Here is an 18,077-nt window from a genome sequence, read left to right as displayed (position 1 = left end):
TACAACGGAAGCACAGGTACATAGAAAAGTCAAGGCATACTGCTGTCAATTATGCGGATCGCAAGTGAAACGAAGTTTGACCAGTCCTTCCTGTTCCGCTTATCGGCTGGTTTTCCTCTGCCAAGCCTTGAAATTGAATCCTCGTACAACTTCGGCTCATGCAATTTGCCTCTGACTTTCTCCAGCCTGTCTGACAGCGTTTTCGACCTCAGCAGTCTGAAAAGAGATATGATTTCCGAAGCATCGATGGAGTGACGGCTAATCGAGAAAAGGTCTCCGATATCCTGATCCCTTCCTGCCTGAAGCTTCAGCGCCCATATTGCCTCAGGCCTGGCAATTGGAACTTCATGCTGTGTGGAACTGGACATTAAAATGAGACGTGTTTTCCTTGATTTTTCTATTATCCAGATGTCCGGTATTTTCACCTTCACTTCCCTGTCCACAACTGCTCCGGACAAAATGTCAACTGTTGCCTGACCGTCAGTTCCGCGTAAGAACAATGCATCCGAACCCGGTTGCACCGATGAACCTTTTCTGAACTCAAACCCCTCCGACCTCAGCCATTCTTTCACCCCTTCAAGCGAAGCTCTGGAGACGACGACATCAAGGTCCTGTGAATACCTCGCCGGACCATAGGCGGCGACAGCATATCCTCCTATAACCGCCTGGTCATCGCTGAATGGCCAGCCGTCGAGCACGGAAACGATTCTCCTTTCTCTGCCAGCGGGCATCATGAAATCAGCAGACCTTCTGCAGAGGCATACACCGAGGGATGCTCTCTTATTATCCTGACGGTCTCTTCCCTGGAAATCACCGGTTCTCCAAGAAGGTGTTCTATTCGCAGGTTCCTTGAAGGGTAGAGTTTTACAATGACACCAATCTTCCTCTTTCCGCCTGTTGGAACACCATGCGACCTGAGGTAGTTCTTCCACATTGAACTTCTGCCTTCGGGAATGGCAATATGAAATTCCCTGAGATAAACAGACGGAGCAAGACAGTATCTCATGCCGGTCCATAACTCTACCGCACTGGTACCGGTCCATGCTTTGGGCTCAGGGCCTGCAAGTATGATCTTCCTCGCCCTGTTCCACTCATTTTCGCGGAGGTCGGGCCTTTCAGAGGGCTTCAACGCCCGGTATCTGCCTCTCGCCGTCCTCATGACATAGCCCCTCATCTTGAGCTCATTCAGAAGCTTTGGAGCCCTCGTGCTGCCGGTCCTTGCAGCCAGTTCATCGGAAGTGAATTCTGATTCCCCGAATGTCAGAGTAATGATGTCATAGTAGGTCAGGCTCATAATCCTAAATTAGCGGAACTTATATTAAATATTGCCTAATCTCGAAAAAGTGTTGATCCATAGCGCACTTCCGCATTTTGGTGAGTGCAACACAGACATTGAAGAAGGCACAAGAAAGGAATAGCCTCTTTTACCGCCGAAGTGGAATACATGGAATCCAGACCACAAGTTTTCGAACACGCCACTAAGAATTTTGTGGCAGGTAGCAATATTCCCTACGCATCATCGATATGAAGCGTTATCCGGCCCGACTGCCAAAAGTGAGACTACTTCAAAATCACGGGTTTGCAGTAATGGATTCTTCAGGCAATCATGAAAAAGTATCTTTGCCCTGAAATTCAATTTTCGCAGCCTGTATCAGCTCGTAGAGGAGTACGGGCTTCATGGAGCCTTCTTGAAAGCGGTTTGCGCCGGTTGCGAACAAGAATTCAATTCTCAATGTGCAATGGCCTCTTTCTGGGCATGACCAGTATCAGCACAGCTAGGAACGCACCTATTTTCAGCGGAATATTAAACAGATATCCGGCAGCTGAAGGCATCTGCAGGTAACCGCTTGCAAACCAGTAGACCCAGCCTGCTGAAAAGGTAAGGAAGGCGATCAGAGATATTCTGTCCATCCTCCACTCAGGAAAGGATGCTGTGCCTGGTAAAAGCCAGCTCAGAAGCACCACTTCATTCGTCAGGCTGTCATTCAGTGTTCCAAAGAAAACGAAGGAATTCTGCCACAGGATCTCAAAGAATATTACCCACAGGAAGGGGATTCCGATCGCATAAGGCAGCGCAAGAATGCCCTCATGCCTGAACCAGTAAAGTGAAAGCAGAAATGAAAATATTGCAAGGGAATAGGTCAGAGGGAAAAGTGTATCCTGATTGAGCGGAGTTGCTGGCTGCTTTGAAGGCAAAACTGAGGGTACCTGTAGGAATATTGACAGCAAGGAACACTGCAATTTCAACAAGAAAATACAGAAGATAGGGCAGTTCTGCCCTGGTTTTCGGCAGAAAACACGCAACTCTTTGGGACTGCTTCTGATTCAATTTCGCTCACTTATAACGGTCATCATATCTATTTTATCATTGGCCGTTAGTATAGTCGCTGTACACCGGTCTCTTCTCCGATTCAAATCATTATATTGACCACAACACTTAACACTACTTCAGCACGACCACATTATCGATTTTCTCGAAGTCGGAATCGCCAGTAATGACCGTGGCCGAATATCTGTAAGCTGTGGAGAGAATCAGGCAGTCTGCGATAGAGAGACCATATTTCTGTTTAAGTCTGGATCCGTCAATCGCAATTTCCTTTGACACCGGAAGCAAATGGCATCTTCTCTCAATTGAGGCAACTCTCTCATTTGCCTCTTCTTCACCATATGTTCTTGCTATCCAATTATGAACTTCACCCACATTAATTGTTGGCGCAAGTGCTCTTTCATTTCCTTCAATATACTGGGCTGCCGCATCCGGCATATCCGCCGCCCTTCCAGTATTCAATCCAGACTGAACTATCAAAGAGTGCGGTAACCTTCTTCCCTCCTGAAGGTCTTCAACTTGGGAAGTCTGCCTTTCTCGCTGCCTGCCAAACGTTTCGAAGTCTTGAGCAGGAAGTCAATAACCTCATCGTAACTCTGCAGCCCTGTCTCGTCTTTTACAAGCTCAAGATATTGTTTTGTAGTCTTGGAAGCGAGAAGGGTTGTTTTTTCACTCATATAGCACTATATCAATATAGAAATATATGCAGATGGTGCCTGCGTCTATGGTGCTTACTGGCTGTGAAGGCGTCCCAACAGCCTAGAGTCTGCATCATATCGCCCCATGTGAATTCTACCGATCAACGAATGGACCGGGTGTGGTGTCACGCCGATCCTGTCCTGTCCGCATGCAGGAATAAGCATACTGCAGACTGCTCTGCCATTCCGCCTCCGCTTGTTGACAGCCCCAAATGCCCGCGTTGCTCCCTTCTTGGCATCTGCCTTCCTGATGAAGTTATTGCTCTTTCACGTGTGAAACTGAACAATATCGACAACTGAACTGCCTGCAGTGTAAGGGGTCCCACCTTCTTCCGGAATGTCCGGTTTTCTGCGGTTGACATGCCTGTTATGATCACATGGCCGTCCATAATGTCCTGCCGGAGTTCAATGGAATTGAGCCGGTCCCATGTAAAGGACATTGACGGACATTGACTCGAACGAAACCAGTCCGGTGGAAACGAGAGGCAGTCTTCTGTCTGTTATAGGTAATCAGGGATGGCCGACATGCGAACTCCCGTCGCCTCTGCTGGGAGACCTGAAGTTTCCTGCAAAATTTCCTCCCTGGAAATGTGACATGCCCATGCCCCTAAGTGCAAACCGCACACTCTCGCCGGGCCGTAATACCTGCTGCAGTTTTCCCATTAACCTCTCCGGCATCTGTGTGAACCTCGAGAATTCGGAATCGTTCTGTAAATTGCCTGTTGCCAGGGCCCGAAGGAATACTCGTCGCCTTGAGCATCTTCACCTGTGCTTCCAGTGCCTGATTGTCACCATTGATACTGATGTTTATATTGTAAAGCTGCGGAAAGCGTAGCATCTCACCCGGGTCCTTTTTTGATTTTCTGGACGATATATTAATTAAAAACATACCACGGTTTTAGTGCGAATGAGAAGAAGGCGCATCATTTTCGCAGTTGCAGCCTTTGCCATACTCCTGAGCGCAACTGTCTCTGTGGCCTTCGTGGAACTGAACAGGAGCCCCGGATCAGGGTCTATAACCACCCAGTGGCTGAACCGGCAACTCATCAACTGGAAACCGTCTTCAAACGGGTCTCTGATTTTTGGCGCCACAGCGCTCAGGTCTTCTTACGGCATTAAAAGTTACAACACAATGCAGGTCCAGGCAGCTGACATAAAAATGCTTCTGTCATCCAATGTTTCAGCGATACGCATAGACATCGGCTATGGACCATGGCTAACCAACAACACGGCCATTATCAGCGAAATTACAAGTGCGGTGAACCTTGTCAAGTCGTCCGGAAAGGCACTGATAATTGCCGATGCCTCATCTGAGACATACAGGAGCGGAGGCCAGCTGAACTGGACCGACTTCAAGCAGCAGTGGATACAAAGGGTCAGGACGCTTGCCAGTCTCTATCATCCTTATGCATATATTGTTGTGAAGGAACCTGGCTGGTATTTCCCCATGATTTCGGATGCCCTTACCAACCCGCTTGTTCACAGTCCGTATGACTGGAGCAATCTCACCGTCTCTCTTATCAACGCTGTCAAGAGCGTCTCTCCACAGACGATTGTCGGTGTTTCAGTGGCGGCATATGATCTTTACAACAGTTCCTACTACCAGGGAAAGGTTTCATTCGAGGTTCGCTATCTGCAGCTTGTGGAGAAGATACCTTCTCTTGACTTCATTGGTTTCGACATATACGACACCCAGGGTTTCTATGGCACAATGAAATTCCTGACTCAGAACGGCAACGGAGGAAAGGCCGTGTGGATAGCGGAAGCATGGAGCGGCGACGGCAAGTATATACACAATCCCTCGAGGGCTATGCTGGACAGGGAATGGATGCAGGTGCTGTATTATTTCGCACTCAAGATCAATGCAAGCGCGGTCCTTCCTTTCTACACCGACTTCTTCTCCTCCTACACATGGAACACCAACTCAACCGATATAATAAGCAATTACAACCTGAGGCAGCCTGTCTTCTATGAATTCCAGTCCCTTGCCACTCTGTACGGATTACCCGCGTAGCATCAAACGCCTGCCTGTAAACGGACCTGTTTTTTTAGGCGCGCCCATTCAGGCACCTTCCTTGTTTTCCTGATTGCGGTGACGACGAATATGTTTGCCCGTGCGCCTGCAATCGTTCCGACGACTGTACTTATGCCGATGCCCTCTTTCATTGTGGCGGTAGAGGGAGATGACAGCTGTGCTGTCAAAGCCCTGCTGAACTGCACCGTGAATGTTGCGTATGGGCCGGGTACTGCTGTTATGTTGCAGACAGCGGATGAAGTGTAACCTGGTGCTGCTGCAGATGCCTGGTATGCGCCATTTGTTTCCGTGATGTTGATGCACGGCGTGGTGGATGTGTGTGTAACCCTGTCAACCGTCGCATTCCAGTGTTTGCCAGCGGGCAGACCGCATTCATCGTATTGCCAGCGCGCATGTAATTCGGTGAATGTGACGGCTGAAGCGACGATCACTCCACCGTCAAGATCAACTATGATTGGCGTGACAGTCTAATCTTTCACAAAATCGGCAAAGTAATACAAATCACGTACTGCAACTTTCCCTTTGGTAAATTGCAGATGACATGTTTGACAGGAAGAATACCCCGGATGTAAGAATTGTATTGAACCTCAGATCCGGGTGCAACTCCATCTCCCGGGACCGATCGAACCGTGATAAATGGTCCGAGTTGCAGAATTTCGGCTCGTAGGAAGTTTTTTACCTTCGACAACACATGCTAACATGTGCGCGGCAGAGGGGGAGCGGCTCGCATACATCTGGCACTGGCAATCATTGCCGTGATTCTGTTATTCCTTGCGTTTTCGGAGGCCATGGGGATGGCTGGAGCTATTGCCATTACAGCCGTTGCCTTGCTGCCTGTGCTGGTATGGGTGATTGCCGGGAGCAGGCGGAAAGGAATTGCGAAGATGATTACAAGATCCGTACGCAAGGATCTGAGGATGGGACATCCTCCCCGATATCTGAAAGGCAAACCTGCGGAGCCGAGAGTCGGGAGGCGGTCTCTCATTGTTATAATCGCAGTCTTTGGCCTTACTGCAGCGATCATGAGATTTGCACTCAAACCTTTGTTTCCAGGCGATCTGAAAAACTTCACCACGGAATGGATTTCATTCGTCTTCCTGTCGCTGGTTGTTCTGGCAAGTCTGCCGTTCGTTTTGATTCCGGCATGGGTCAAGAATGACGCAGGACTGAGAATCTGTGACAGTGACAGGTTGCTGGTCACTGCGCCTGGATCAAACGCCGTCAGGTTCATCACCGGAGCGGGGCTGCTACTGTCCCTCATCTATCTTTTCAATACACCGTACGACCTGTTATTCCTTGTAGTGATGGAGTTGATTATTGTGGGTCCCTCCTGTTACCTTGCGGTGGCCGCCTTCGGCGTTCTCATGGAAAGGAGACTGACAGCATTTATCGAAGCAGATCCGGAGTTGAATTCTGAGTTACGTCTGAGAATAGACTTCAGCGGATTGCAGGCGGCAGGTGCGGGAACACAGGCAGCGTCAATCATACATTTGCAGAAGGAAGTCGAAAATTTTGAATTAAAGAGTGACTGATCAGTTTTTCACATGAAAGCTTTCCTGTCACAGCGCTGTTGCGCCGCTGTGTCCGCATTACAGCCAGCTGCAGGGTATGCCTGCGAATGGCGATGAAAAGTCTGCAAGGATTGCGATAAAGCCCGACATAGCTTACTTCAGACTCATATGGGATGAGATATGCGAGCAGTACAGCGACATGGATCTCGACCATCGCCTCAGAGTCTACGATATCATAATGAACGCCATGAACGCGCTGGCCATGTCGGAGGGTCCATACTTGGGCGAGGCGGACATGAGCAGCGAGGAGTACGGATGGGTCAGGGACAAGAAGAGGAAGCGCAAGTGATCATGCGCAGATACTGTTGTATCTGCAAAGAAACATGCTGCCTGCATCCCTGAGTTCGTCCGTGCTGTAGTAGCATCTGTTGCACTGCACAAAAGAAGACATCTTTCTGTTGACAAGGAGTTCCACGGGATTCATGTCGGGGTTCTGCTACAAAGTGTCTCAAGTGTTACATACATATGAAATCATGTGTTAACTAATGAAAACAACTGTAATTGCTATGAGAATAGACGAGAGCACTTCTCTGCTTATCAAAAAACTGATCAAATACAATCTCGCCGACAACAGCGCCGATGCTCTCAGGTTCATAATGCTCAAAAGCCTAGGAGTTGCGCGGGAGGAAGTCGAGAGAAGAAGGAGAAGGCAGAGAAGCTGCTTTCACGATGGCAGTAAAAAGGCTTTCCGGAACTTCCTGCCGACCTCTCAGTGCAGTCGATGAAGGAGAGAGAGTGAATTGGACTATATCGACACGAACGTAGTCCTTTCACTCATCAATCCTGCAGACATAAATCACGATACTGCGTTGCGGCTGACCCGTGAGTCAAAGGAAATGGCAATATCCATGGTTACAGTCCTTGAAATGAGGTCCGTGATGGCGAAGACTACCAACTTGCGGGAGGAGGAGATTGAAGCATACGTGCAGTACCTTGACAGGCTTGGATTTGAGCTGAAGAGTATTGACATGGGCAAGGTATTCAAGAGAGCGGCGGAGATTTCGTTCTCTGTCAGGATGAAAACACTGGATCTTTTGCATCTGGCTGCCTGTTCTGAAACAGGCGCTGGCACATTAATCACGCTTGATCAGGAATTCGGAATTAGGAGAGAGGAGATACAATGCATGGGTATAGATGTAAGGCTGCAATGAACTGGAAGGGAATGAAAGCAGGATAAACCCGGTCCTGCTGCAACAGGTTGCACAGCATCAGAAATAATGAGAAGTGCAGTAACTATCATGGTCGATGCGGCCACAACATACATGATCTTGAAAGAGAAGTTCTTTCTCTGAGGCGGCTTTCAGCACAGCGCCCTGCTGTTATCGCCCCCGCAATCACTGTAGCAATACTGGTATAACTGGAATAGCCGTGATCGCCATTTCAGCAACCCCGCTTGTTTTCATAACTGCTACTGCTGCATTTCAATATATCAGCGGAGCAGCGCATGCACATAGTAATGGACAACCTGTCGGCACACTGGACACAGGATATAGTGAAGTGGGCAAAGTGTAACAGGGTTACACTTGTTCCAACGCCGACAAATGCATCATGACTCAACCCGATAGAGACGCATTTCAACGACATGCAGAGGATTGCACTGTCTGGAACAGACTTCAGGTCATGGAATGAGGTGGATGCGGCATTGCAGAAGGCAATCAAGTACAAGAATGAAAACAGGAAAGAAATGCTTGATACAAGGGACAGGAGGCAAAGGAGGAAGAGGCTGTTGTGGCGTCTCAGGAAATCCGGGTCTTAGTTTCGAAACACGCCACTAGAACATCAGGAAGTAATTCCCAGGAAATGTAGAAAGGAAAAGTAGCGGTTACACAGATGCCTGCATACAGGAGCCAATAGAAGGACAACAAGGCTGTGGATATCCCACATTCTCACCAAATTTCTTTATTGGTCTATGGCCGACACGCCACATATAAATAGAATAAAAAGATAAGCGTTCAAAAAAAGAGTGTGACAAAAAATGGAAGACTCGATTTTGAAGTATACAGTTTTTGCAATTGCAGTGCTGTTCGTTTTACCTGCAGGTGTTGTTCTGGGTGGATGGAACAGCGTTGCGTCTCAAAAAACTTTAACGAATCCCGCAACCGCTGTATTACCTCAGTATACATATCAGCGAAACGCTGTGTCTCATGTCACAAGGGTGCCAAAAAACAGATACAATGACAGAGTAAACGCGTTGCTCAATTCCCTGGAAACTGAAGGTACGCCCACCAGTGATATTTACCTGCCCAATTTTAATCCGCCTGTCACTATGAATGACGGACATGTCCAGCCTCTCTATCCCGTTGCTCCCGCACCGATGGGCATCGGTGATTTCGGGCTTAAGAATCAGAACGGTACCATCGTAGGCTACAACCTGACCACGAGCAGTATTGAAGGGACAATGACTGTGAACAATCTCAGCTCATCCAGCATGTCGTCGGCGCAGCAGACAAGCGGCAGCATCCAGCTTAACACTGTTCTTACAAATGTTACCCTCTTCGGTGTAACGAATTACACATACTGGACACAAAACGTGATTGTTTACAGCAACAACTTCCACCGAATCAAATTTGTTTTAAACATATGGAATTTTTCATCCTCAGCCGGCACATTCCCGAAAAATGGCATAGCAAAGGGAAAGGGAAGAGTCGTCGGCAACGAGGTTTACATAACTCAGGGTCCGAGTTTCAGTGTGGCTCTGCCTGCAACCGTGGATCTTTACACAAACGCATCACTGATAAACGGGGACAGCGCTGTGTTCTTCAACTACACACTCATGGACGCCGGTGTTATATCATCAGGGACTTTTGATGAAGTGCTGTTCAATTCAACGGGTGGCATGCCTCCCGGTTACAGCGCTCCGGCACCGCATTACCTGATCAGCGGAACCGTGACTACACCTCCACTGCTTAACGCAGGGACTCACACGCACATGGGATTCCTGTACGATGCGGAAATAATGATAGGCGGTCCGGGTGGAGGAAGCACCACAACAATCTACAACATAAATGCGACAATGGCACTGAAGTACTATAACACTTCATCCTCTGGACTTGTCAGCGTTCCTTCGGCGTTCAATTTCGGAACCGATACCGGTGAAACATCCACCGGCGCCAATGTGTGGTGGAATGGAACAACAGCCTTCCTTAACGAAGGTCCTTCGCTGCTGTACGGCATGTGGAACGTGTCGTCTTCCATGCCGCGCGGGTTCGGAGGTCGGGTTTCTCCTTCAAACGCATTTATGTTTGTCAGCGGCGGATCGACATTCAACGCTTCGGCCGATGCATGGAATCCGCTGCCACTCTCTGGAAATTACGACTTCCATGTTCCTTACGGTGAGGTTTCCGGTCAGATACTACTCAGCTACTACAGGCCGGTGAGTTTCACCATTTCCGCTGGAAAGAATTTCAATCTGCGAAGAAACCGGAATGCAGGCATATACACGCCGCTTTACGCTTTTGGCAACAGCCAGATTGCGTATATTGCGAGCGGCGGCAACGGATCGTTGTCGAGCCCATATATGCTTAGCGGCGTCTCTTCAGTCGCCTCCATAAGTCCGCTGTTTGATGAGCTTAACGACTGGTTGTTCCCCGTGTTCGCTGGCGTATTTTTCTGGAATGTTTCTGCACATGTGGAAATGAACGGAATGCCGTTGTTAAGAGTCATGTACGGCACACAGACGGCCAGTGCTGATTCTCTGCCGGCTGTGTACAATTATCTGAATTATGAGTTCTATGCCGACTCGAACATCTCACTCTGGAAATCGGAAGTGAGCGGCTACTTCACCAATAGTTTTCTTCCCTATGGCATAATATTGCTCGACAGTTCTAATATGTTGGTGGGCGGCAACAGACTACATGCAAGTGCTGTGGACTCCTTTGTCGGGCACAGGAACGGAGGCTCGGTCGCAATCCTGGGAGGCACAGACAACACAGTGTGGGGAAACACGTTTGAAAGCAATATGTTTACAGACCTGGGTTCGGGTTTACTGGTACGGTCTTCCGGCAATCTTGTCTATAATAACATGTTTCTTCAGCCTGTCAGTTTCACTGCGGAAAGCCCAAGAATCTTCTCCAACACATGGAACATATCAAAGCAACCCGCGAGTGCGATAAATTACGTAAATGGCTATGCGCTCACTGGCAGCATCATTCATGGAACATATCAGGGAGGAAACCTCTGGTGGAATTACAACGGTACCATCCCTTACAACGATGGAGGTCTCATAGGCACTGGCGGGGATTATGTCCCCCTGAACTTGCCGCCGAATACAACAATACAGGTCAGGCAGCCTACACGAATCCCGGATATAGCACCGATCAATTATACACTTGTCCATGATCTGAAAACAGTCGGAAGTTTGACACCGAACACAACACTGTATACAACTATCCAGGTACCGAACGAATCCTTCCAGAGTATCATCCTTACATACAACGGCCAGGCATATGGAACTGTTTACGATGTTGTCGAATTTCTGATCGTTAACAACGTTCTCGTGTGGCACAGCGTCCAGCCTGAAAACGGAAACTGGACAATAGTCGCCAACCTCACAGAATATGAATCGCTCTTCCATGGGAGTGTAAATCTGATATGGCACAGCCCGAATGGCGCGGTGAACGGTTCGTATTACACAAACGCGACATTGAGCTTTTATCCGGGCTCTAAACCGGCAGGCATTCCCAATATGGTCGTTCCGCTCGTCACCAGGGCGAGTCTTACCTATGGGCATCCAGAGGTAACGGTGCCAGTTTCAGTACCATCCGATACTGCTGCTGCAACGCTCCAGGTTTTCCAGCGCGGTAACACCTTTGACGAGTTCTGGTACGGCGACGAACCCTCCTACAGAGCAGTAACAGTTTACTCCGGAAACAAGCTCATAGCCAACGTACTGCCGTGGTATCTCGTCAACACCGGCGGCATTGACCTGTTCGCATGGAGACCTCTACCGGCACCGTATGACCTTTCTGAAGTGCCAACAAATGTGAACGTCACGGCCGCACTGGGCATTATTGAAAACTCTGGCAACATGGAGTTCAACATGACAGGCGTGTTTCCGTATGCTGCCAACTGGATGGTCAGTGCAAATCTGCTTATTTACACAAACCCAGCTGTAACCGGTGCGCAGCCTGTAAGCTACTTTGCAAATATGGGCAAGCCGCGGATAGTCACAAATGTCCCGCTGCCTTCAGGCGGCACAGCATCGGTGAACTCCTTCTTTTACGAGAACGTCATTAACAACTTTGGCTTCTCATCATCAATACATACAGTGACAGGAACGATAACAGTCTCGAAGAGAACAAGCGAAGTTTCATCCATGGACCAGTATGTGGTAGGCCCTGTGTGGGAAAACCTCACAGGATATCAGCTGACGCAATCCAGAATGGTCACAGTTTACAACGAGCAGGGGATGCATGATATTTTCATCAATGCAAAGACGACTTATTTCCCCATAGAGATGCAGACCGGTTTTGTATTCACAATCACGCAGACAACAAACGGCGGCTTCCCAATGTATGGCCCGTTCGCGCAGTACCTCAACAACATGTCAGAGGCTTTCGATGTTTCACACTTTTACACAAACGTAACGGCTAACGGCATAACAAGGACGGAAACATCCGTTTCCAACAGTCTCTACACAAGCGGCGATCTCTTTGCAGGCGTCATCGAGCTTACCAGCCCTGTCGCCGGCATTATCTCATCAATCACGGCAATAAAGGGCACCACACTGAAGACATACACATCGCTTGTCTACGGCTCGCAGGATGGAAGGCTGGTCCTTGAGTCTGGATACCAGCACGTACTCGAAGCGGTAAGCAACAATCCGCCGGGACCTGACTATTTCGGGACAATAACTGTAGACTTTGTCTACACATTTTGAGTTTGTTCCTAAATCTTTTCCCAAAACCTTTTACTGTTCGGAGTGAGATTATGAAAGCACACAGAAAGGTGGCAGCATTCATTGTGGCAGCGCTGGTGATTATCACAGGCTTCGCCATAATGATGGGGACAGCGGGATTGGTAAAAAGACAGAACGCGACGTCATCGGTGTCGGTGATCCGGCCGAATCCATATCGGCTCGTACCGCTGACCGGCAACGTGCCTTATCTCATATCCAATCCGCAGTTCAGCAGTTTTTTTACCAATATGGGACCGGCAAACGGCAGTACTGTTTTGAACGTGACACTCTATCTGGCCCTTACAAATCTGACATATCTTTACATTCTAGTGAATGAATTGAATACGCCAGGCAATGCTCTCTATCATCATTATCTGACACCCTCTCAATTTCGTGCTGAATTTTATCCTTCCAACGCCACGGTTTCGGCAATAAAATCGTATTACAGTTCAGAGGGATTCAAGGTGTGGTCATATCCATATGCACCGCTTGTAGTAATACTACAGGCAAACATAACAACAATCGATAAGGCATTCGGCATAACATTGTATGATTACAACACTACACTACCAACGGAAAACAGTTATACCTACCAGAAGTTGAGCTCGATATTCATTACCAACAATGAGAGCCCCAGTGTGCCGTTCATCTTTTCCCATGACATCGTCAATGTGCACGGACTCAGTTACGCATCAGAAGTATTGCTCACCAAGAGTGCGGTCGGAGGCGGGCTGTACCAGATGCAGGACAATACCGGGTCCCCGAATGCATCCCAGAGCATGCTGACGCCGGCAAATCTGGAACAGTTCTACCAGATATCGCCTCTGTTGTCCAGTGGATATAACGGGACAGGCCAGAAAATCGGCATAGTCGGAGTCGGACAGGGTCTTAATATGACAGCAGAAGAATTATTCTGGCATACGTATGGCATTTATCCGACGCATGTCCACGTTGTAAATCTTACCGCAAACGGCCTCAATACCGCACGGGTGGGTGGCGAAGAGTCGCTTGATCTCGAATGGTCTGCAGCCATTGCACCCGGGGCATCCATATACGACATACAGCAGGCATTCAATCTCACTGGTCTCGGTGACAACGGTGTCAGGCTCGAAATATATTACATGCTGAATGTCATAGACCCCAATACAATTACAAGCAGCTGGGGTGCATTTCAATATCATCACGATGCGGCATGGTCTGTGTCTTACACGCAGATGAGTCTTCAGGCGGTGGCTGAAGGCACGACGTATTTTGAAGGTTCATCTGATAGCCACAATATCAACTACCTGATAGGCGAGGACACGCCGTACTTTGTCGCGGTGGGCGGAATATACCCGGTCCTCAATTCGACCGGAAATATTGTCGGGCAGTATGCGTGGTATGTCCCATCAGGATCTTTTTACGGGCTTTCCGTCGGCAGCGGAGGAGGATCAAGCTTTTTCTATCCCAAACCCGCATATCAGACAAGTGAAGCGATTACCGTTCCCTCAACATATGCCAACAGGTCCATGCCTGATATTTCAGCTCCAGCATCGTCTCTCGCGATTGAAGTCAACGGCAATTGGCATGCCGGGGGAGGAACGAGCTTTGCTGCCCCCATCTTAGCCGGTACTTTTGCAGATATGGAATCCATGCTTGCGCACAGTCATGGTGTAACCGCATATCCGCTCGGATGGATACAACCCACGCTTTACAACCTCGGGTATAACAGCACATACGGTTACAGCGCATATACCAAAGTCGAATACCTTGAGCCTGGTGGAAGCATCTCCGACAACACATATCTGGGCAATGGCTGGAATGACTGGACAGGTATCGGATCTATTAATGCATTGAATCTCACCTATGATGTCTCACAGTATCCCGCAGTCAAAACAGTGGTGCCCCAATATACAGTCTCCTTTGAAGAAACGGGTCTTGCAGCCGGTCAGTCATGGACTGTAACATTCAATGGAACGTCACAAAGCACAACATCGGCAATCATGTCGTTTACTGTTCCGAATGGTACGTATCAATTTTCAATAGGTGCAGTTTCCGGATACAATATTTCAGTTGCTTCAGGGAATGTTGTCGTCCAGGGCAATTCAGCGCTTATAACCGTCTCTTTCATTCATCCATCGACACAGGTAAAAACGACAGCAAAAGCGGCACCGGCGCCATCCGTCAGTCCGTTATTCATTATTGCAGGTACCATAGTGGCGTTGCTCGTCGGTCTCGGTGCAGGTGTGTTGATAGCAAAATTCACATCCAGGAAACAGTAGTCCGCAACTCCCATCCCCAAACCATTTCCCTTTTATTTTTGCATGAACAACTTGTTCACTGTTCTGTTTGACAAATAGTCATGTGAACAGTTTCTTCTACGGTCCATTGGAATTAAGGCGGTTATTTTGCCTTAATTCATCGCTCCGTCTCCCCTTGTTTGACTCTCAGATTTATGTAATCATGTATTCGAAGCTCCGATAGGAAACCCAGTTCCATATCAAGGCAAACTTTCTTTGTCCCGTATGGCCAGTACACGGAATAGCTCGTGCTTTTTGTCGAGGCAATTCTCCTGAAATGCTGCACGTGAATTTCACCATGGAGCTGCTCCTGATCCTCAATTATCGCTGTATTCCGGCCATTTTCCCCCTGAATGAAACCAGCGTCCTTCTTGTCATTAGATGGGCGCCAGGCGATTCTCTAGTTTGCCTGGCAGATATCTTCTTACTCAAATCAGAATCACTGACGGATAGGCGCCCAACCAGCCGGACTGACCAGGGATGAATGTGAGCTTCTCCTGTTCCACATTAGTCCAGCCCTTCAGGTAAAAGCCTCGTTGTCTGTCCTCAGAGCCGTTACGGATCCCTGCGAAGGATGTCATCCGGCCTCCTTAAAACATTCGCGATATTCTTGCCTTTGGAGGAGAGTTTCATAATAGTTTTCACTGGTGGGCCCGTGATTCCGAAGTTCGCGGCGCACCGAATCCCGGCATATCAAAATTTGCCGGTTTCCCTGTGATTTCGTGAATGATTCAGAGCGGTTATCTAACTCCTCCCCTCGAACGTCTTAGTCACACCCTGTGCGGAAAAGTCCTTAGAACCAAGGAGACAGACAGCCGGACGCGGTCCGACATCACCTCCATTGCAAGGATGTCCCATTCATGTTCGGTAGCAACATTCATGATGGTGCTTTCCGGTTTTTGTTTGATGCTGTCAACAAGCTGGTGCCTCCTGTACTTCGGACAACATTGAGAATGGAGATTGTGAACAAATATACAGAAATCCTTTATGGCTACAGTTCACACCTGCCGATGAAGTTTATATGCATACATCTATCGCACGGTCGAAGTCATTGGGTTTCGCAACCTTTTCCCGGTAAAAACATGTAATGGTCAGCTTCTACACGAATGACTGCAGCATTTCAGAAAATGACCAGTGCGGTATCCGTATTGTTTCGAATCGACCGGTTAGGCTCGTTTAGACGTAAACATGAGTTGAATTTATAATGGATTATCTGTGTTACCGATAAATTATGTGGCAGAAAACAGGAGCATGTCAGAATGGATGATTTGGCTGTGTGCGATTTTCGACATGTCTTCGGATGCCGTCCCGATTATGCTGAAAGACCGGCGGCAACGCACTGTAGCGGTTATTGAAGAGGTGAGCTGAATTGTACTCCCAGGGTATGCTGGCTCTTTATGTGGCTGTGATAGGCATTGCTGTCACAGCCGTGGCAATTTTCTTCGGATTGAGGGGCTGGCTGACCGGAAGCAGGGATGAGTTCATCGACATCCGGAAACATCTAAGGGAAGAAAGGGTCACGACTCTTGCCACTGCAGCGTTCGGGTACTACAGCGGCCTGAAGGGGGATATGTACCACGGTGGAGGTGAAGGTGCCGAATACACCGGTCCCGTTCTATTCAAAAGGGATTGGCTGCCTGCCAGCCCTATGAAACTCGAGCGGGTCAGAATAATACTCGAGATGAACGCAGACAGGCAGAATGAATACGGCAGTATCCTGAAGAAGGCTTCGAAATTGCTCCCGCACAGACCGGGGGCAATCTGGTTCCACAATTACCACAGGTATTCGCAGGCTGTTTCAACACTGGACAGGCCGTCGCTCTTCAGCAACAGGAATGCCTACAGGCTGCTTTCTGTTGAGCCTGACCATGATTCATTCTCTTTGAGGTTTACCGCGGGAAAGTACTTTGACCACCATGACACCGAGGAAGTGCTGGCATATGAAATTGCGAGGTATTTCGTAAAACACGATGACGACAGGGCAGCGCCGGAGACATTGCCCAGGATGAAAGTCAGGGAGACTGCCGGATATCCCGCAAATTTCGGAACAAGATGCGCAGTTGCAGGCATCAACACGCTGACCGTTTATGAGAATGGGGGAAGATTTGAATTTGTGCTGCACAGGCGCAGCGAACGCGATGTAGCGCAGGGGAAGGGTTCGGTGCACGTGATACCCGCAGGCGAGTTCCAGCCTACAAACGACGGCGCGGAAGCACTCTCTGAAGACTTTGATCTCTGGAAGAACATAATGAGGGAGTACGACGAGGAGCTGCTGGGCACACACGATCAGGAGGCGAGGCCCGTACCCGATTATGCCGCAGACAAACCATTCAGGGAACTTGACGAAGCAAGAAAGACAGGGAGGCTGCAGCTCTACTTTCTCGGCGTAGTCATCGATCCCATAAACCTGAAGCCGCAGATCCTGACCTGTGCAGTATTCCATGGCAGTTCATTTCAGGAGATATTCAGAAAGCCTGTAACCAGGGACGATGAAGGGACAGTTCTATGGTCCGGCAGCGGGAAGAAATTCACGGGATACGCCTTTAATCCGTCAAATCTGCTGTCTCAGGCATCGTATCCGGCATCACCAACCACACAGGCTCTCCTGAGGATCGCCTCCAGGAACACTGAAAGGCTCTGCGGTGCCGGTTAGGGGTGGATCAGATGAAATGCCAGGATCGTAACACGACTCGGGCTGCAGGCAGACAATGGAGAACAGCGGTGTTCCGGCAAAACGAAGCTGTCAATAGGCAGATGAACACGGTTTTCCAGTGAATGAAGCGCCGTGCGGAATTACCTGTTCCTGCATCACCATCGCAATTTGCGAACGATCGTTGCATGGGACAATGAGACTGAGCCTTTTTCCTGCGTCAGCTGGCATACACGGAGCCGGGGAAGTGCCTGAAGACAACATGGACAATGTTCTTACACTGGCCTGGAAAATGGTGTCTACAAACGATCGCGATAATCCCCATTGCCAAGACAGTTCCGGTTTTGCGTGATCACGGCGCAGTTAAGAGTGATCTGGGGACAGACAGCTGTTACCGCGCCCATGAGAAATATAGAGTGGCAGATCACAGACAGTTTAAGGCCCTGTTCTCCCACAAAGGGCAACCGGATATACAATCCTGCAAGCTCGGAGCACCTGCAGGCACTCTACAGTAAGCAATCAGGGATAACCGATTCGCCTCCATAGCATCGATGGTGTTCATTCAAGCATCCCTGTTCAACCATTTTCATAACCATGATGCGAACACGTGCATGCTTCAGGC

At 48.9% G+C, this 18,077-nt stretch carries 17 protein-coding genes; 9 read left to right on the top strand and 8 right to left on the bottom strand.

Features of this window, described 5'->3' with window-relative positions:
• Positions 1–29: 29 nt before the first annotated feature.
• The 6 genes from KIS29_05440 to KIS29_05415 all read right to left on the bottom strand — a co-directional run bounded on the left by KIS29_05440 (position 30) and on the right by KIS29_05415 (position 3,687).
• Positions 30–734, bottom strand: coding sequence for a nucleotidyl transferase AbiEii/AbiGii toxin family protein (locus tag KIS29_05440; GenBank protein ID MBX8639766.1), 705 nt, complete (start codon positions 732–734; stop codon positions 30–32).
• Complete coding sequence (locus tag KIS29_05435; protein ID MBX8639765.1) at positions 731–1,294, bottom strand: hypothetical protein; 564 nt, start codon at positions 1,292–1,294, stop codon at positions 731–733. The genes KIS29_05440 and KIS29_05435 overlap by 4 nt, the downstream gene beginning before the upstream one ends.
• 428 nt (positions 1,295–1,722) lie before the next feature.
• Positions 1,723–2,196 carry a hypothetical protein gene (locus KIS29_05430; protein MBX8639764.1) on the bottom strand — a complete coding sequence of 158 codons (474 nt, stop codon included), beginning with the start codon at positions 2,194–2,196 and terminating at the stop codon, positions 1,723–1,725.
• A 247-nt stretch (positions 2,197–2,443) separates the two neighbouring features.
• The gene (locus tag KIS29_05425; protein ID MBX8639763.1) at positions 2,444–2,806 is read right to left on the bottom strand and encodes a PIN domain-containing protein; all 363 of its coding nucleotides are present in this window, start codon (positions 2,804–2,806) and stop codon (positions 2,444–2,446) included.
• Complete coding sequence (locus KIS29_05420) at positions 2,803–3,003, bottom strand: hypothetical protein (GenBank protein MBX8639762.1); 201 nt, start codon at positions 3,001–3,003, stop codon at positions 2,803–2,805. Before KIS29_05420 ends, KIS29_05425 begins: the two co-directional genes overlap by 4 nt.
• 531 nt (positions 3,004–3,534) lie before the next feature.
• Positions 3,535–3,687, bottom strand: coding sequence for a hypothetical protein (locus KIS29_05415; GenBank protein ID MBX8639761.1), 153 nt, complete (start codon positions 3,685–3,687; stop codon positions 3,535–3,537).
• 244 nt (positions 3,688–3,931) lie between these two features.
• Here KIS29_05415 and KIS29_05410 point away from each other — a divergent pair, with 244 nt between their 5' ends.
• Positions 3,932–5,038, top strand: a complete 1,107-nt coding sequence (locus KIS29_05410; GenBank protein MBX8639760.1) for a hypothetical protein — start codon at positions 3,932–3,934, stop codon at positions 5,036–5,038.
• 2 nt (positions 5,039–5,040) lie between these two features.
• Here the strand turns inward: KIS29_05410 and KIS29_05405 are convergent, their stop codons facing one another.
• On the bottom strand, positions 5,041–5,490 hold the full coding sequence (locus tag KIS29_05405; protein MBX8639759.1) for a hypothetical protein: 450 nt from the start codon (positions 5,488–5,490) through the stop codon (positions 5,041–5,043).
• A gap of 270 nt (positions 5,491–5,760) precedes the next feature.
• On the opposite strand from KIS29_05405, the gene KIS29_05400 reads away from it, so the two are divergent.
• The 7 genes from KIS29_05400 (at position 5,761) to KIS29_05370 (ending at position 14,787) form a co-directional block, all read left to right on the top strand.
• A complete protein-coding gene (locus KIS29_05400; GenBank protein ID MBX8639758.1) occupies positions 5,761–6,591 on the top strand; it encodes a hypothetical protein in 831 nt (276 codons plus the stop codon).
• 76 nt (positions 6,592–6,667) lie between these two features.
• Positions 6,668–6,919: a hypothetical protein gene (locus KIS29_05395; protein ID MBX8639757.1), complete on the top strand. Its 252-nt coding sequence runs from the start codon at positions 6,668–6,670 to the stop codon at positions 6,917–6,919.
• 196 nt (positions 6,920–7,115) lie between these two features.
• A complete protein-coding gene (locus KIS29_05390; protein ID MBX8639756.1) occupies positions 7,116–7,355 on the top strand; it encodes a hypothetical protein in 240 nt (79 codons plus the stop codon).
• 15 nt (positions 7,356–7,370) lie between these two features.
• Positions 7,371–7,781: a PIN domain-containing protein gene (locus KIS29_05385; protein MBX8639755.1), complete on the top strand. Its 411-nt coding sequence runs from the start codon at positions 7,371–7,373 to the stop codon at positions 7,779–7,781.
• Between the two features lie 431 nt (positions 7,782–8,212).
• Positions 8,213–8,386 (top strand): hypothetical protein, encoded by a 174-nt coding sequence (locus KIS29_05380; GenBank protein ID MBX8639754.1) that lies wholly within the window; start codon positions 8,213–8,215, stop codon positions 8,384–8,386.
• A 399-nt stretch (positions 8,387–8,785) separates the two neighbouring features.
• Entirely contained in the window at positions 8,786–12,508 is a 3,723-nt protein-coding gene (locus KIS29_05375; protein ID MBX8639753.1) for a thermopsin, read from the top strand.
• Positions 12,509–12,558: 50 nt separating this feature from the next.
• Complete coding sequence (locus KIS29_05370; protein ID MBX8639752.1) at positions 12,559–14,787, top strand: hypothetical protein; 2,229 nt, start codon at positions 12,559–12,561, stop codon at positions 14,785–14,787.
• A 788-nt stretch (positions 14,788–15,575) separates the two neighbouring features.
• On the opposite strand, the gene KIS29_05365 is transcribed toward KIS29_05370, so the two are convergent.
• Positions 15,576–15,794, bottom strand: a complete 219-nt coding sequence (locus KIS29_05365) for a transposase (GenBank protein MBX8639751.1) — start codon at positions 15,792–15,794, stop codon at positions 15,576–15,578.
• 380 nt (positions 15,795–16,174) lie between these two features.
• Between KIS29_05365 and KIS29_05360 the strand changes: the two genes are divergently transcribed.
• Complete coding sequence (locus KIS29_05360) at positions 16,175–17,458, top strand: hypothetical protein (GenBank protein ID MBX8639750.1); 1,284 nt, start codon at positions 16,175–16,177, stop codon at positions 17,456–17,458.
• The last annotated feature ends 619 nt before the right edge of the window (positions 17,459–18,077 follow it).

Origin of the sequence: Candidatus Sysuiplasma jiujiangense, assembly GCA_019721075.1 — an archaeon.
Taxonomy (GTDB): Archaea; Thermoplasmatota; Thermoplasmata; order Sysuiplasmatales; family Sysuiplasmataceae; genus Sysuiplasma; species Sysuiplasma jiujiangense.
This window is presented reverse-complemented; position numbering and strand designations above follow the sequence as displayed.

Coding starts and splice junctions, on each gene's coding strand:
- KIS29_05440 (MBX8639766.1), bottom strand. CDS start 734: ATGATGCCCGCTGGCAGAGAAAGGAGAATCGTTTCCGTGCTCGACGGC.
- KIS29_05435 (MBX8639765.1), bottom strand. CDS start 1,294: ATGAGCCTGACCTACTATGACATCATTACTCTGACATTCGGGGAATCA.
- KIS29_05420 (MBX8639762.1), bottom strand. CDS start 3,003: ATGAGTGAAAAAACAACCCTTCTCGCTTCCAAGACTACAAAACAATAT.
- KIS29_05415 (MBX8639761.1), bottom strand. CDS start 3,687: ATGGGAAAACTGCAGCAGGTATTACGGCCCGGCGAGAGTGTGCGGTTT.
- KIS29_05410 (MBX8639760.1), top strand. CDS start 3,932: ATGAGAAGAAGGCGCATCATTTTCGCAGTTGCAGCCTTTGCCATACTC.
- KIS29_05395 (MBX8639757.1), top strand. CDS start 6,668: ATGCCTGCGAATGGCGATGAAAAGTCTGCAAGGATTGCGATAAAGCCC.
- KIS29_05390 (MBX8639756.1), top strand. CDS start 7,116: ATGAAAACAACTGTAATTGCTATGAGAATAGACGAGAGCACTTCTCTG.
- KIS29_05380 (MBX8639754.1), top strand. CDS start 8,213: ATGCAGAGGATTGCACTGTCTGGAACAGACTTCAGGTCATGGAATGAG.
- KIS29_05370 (MBX8639752.1), top strand. CDS start 12,559: ATGAAAGCACACAGAAAGGTGGCAGCATTCATTGTGGCAGCGCTGGTG.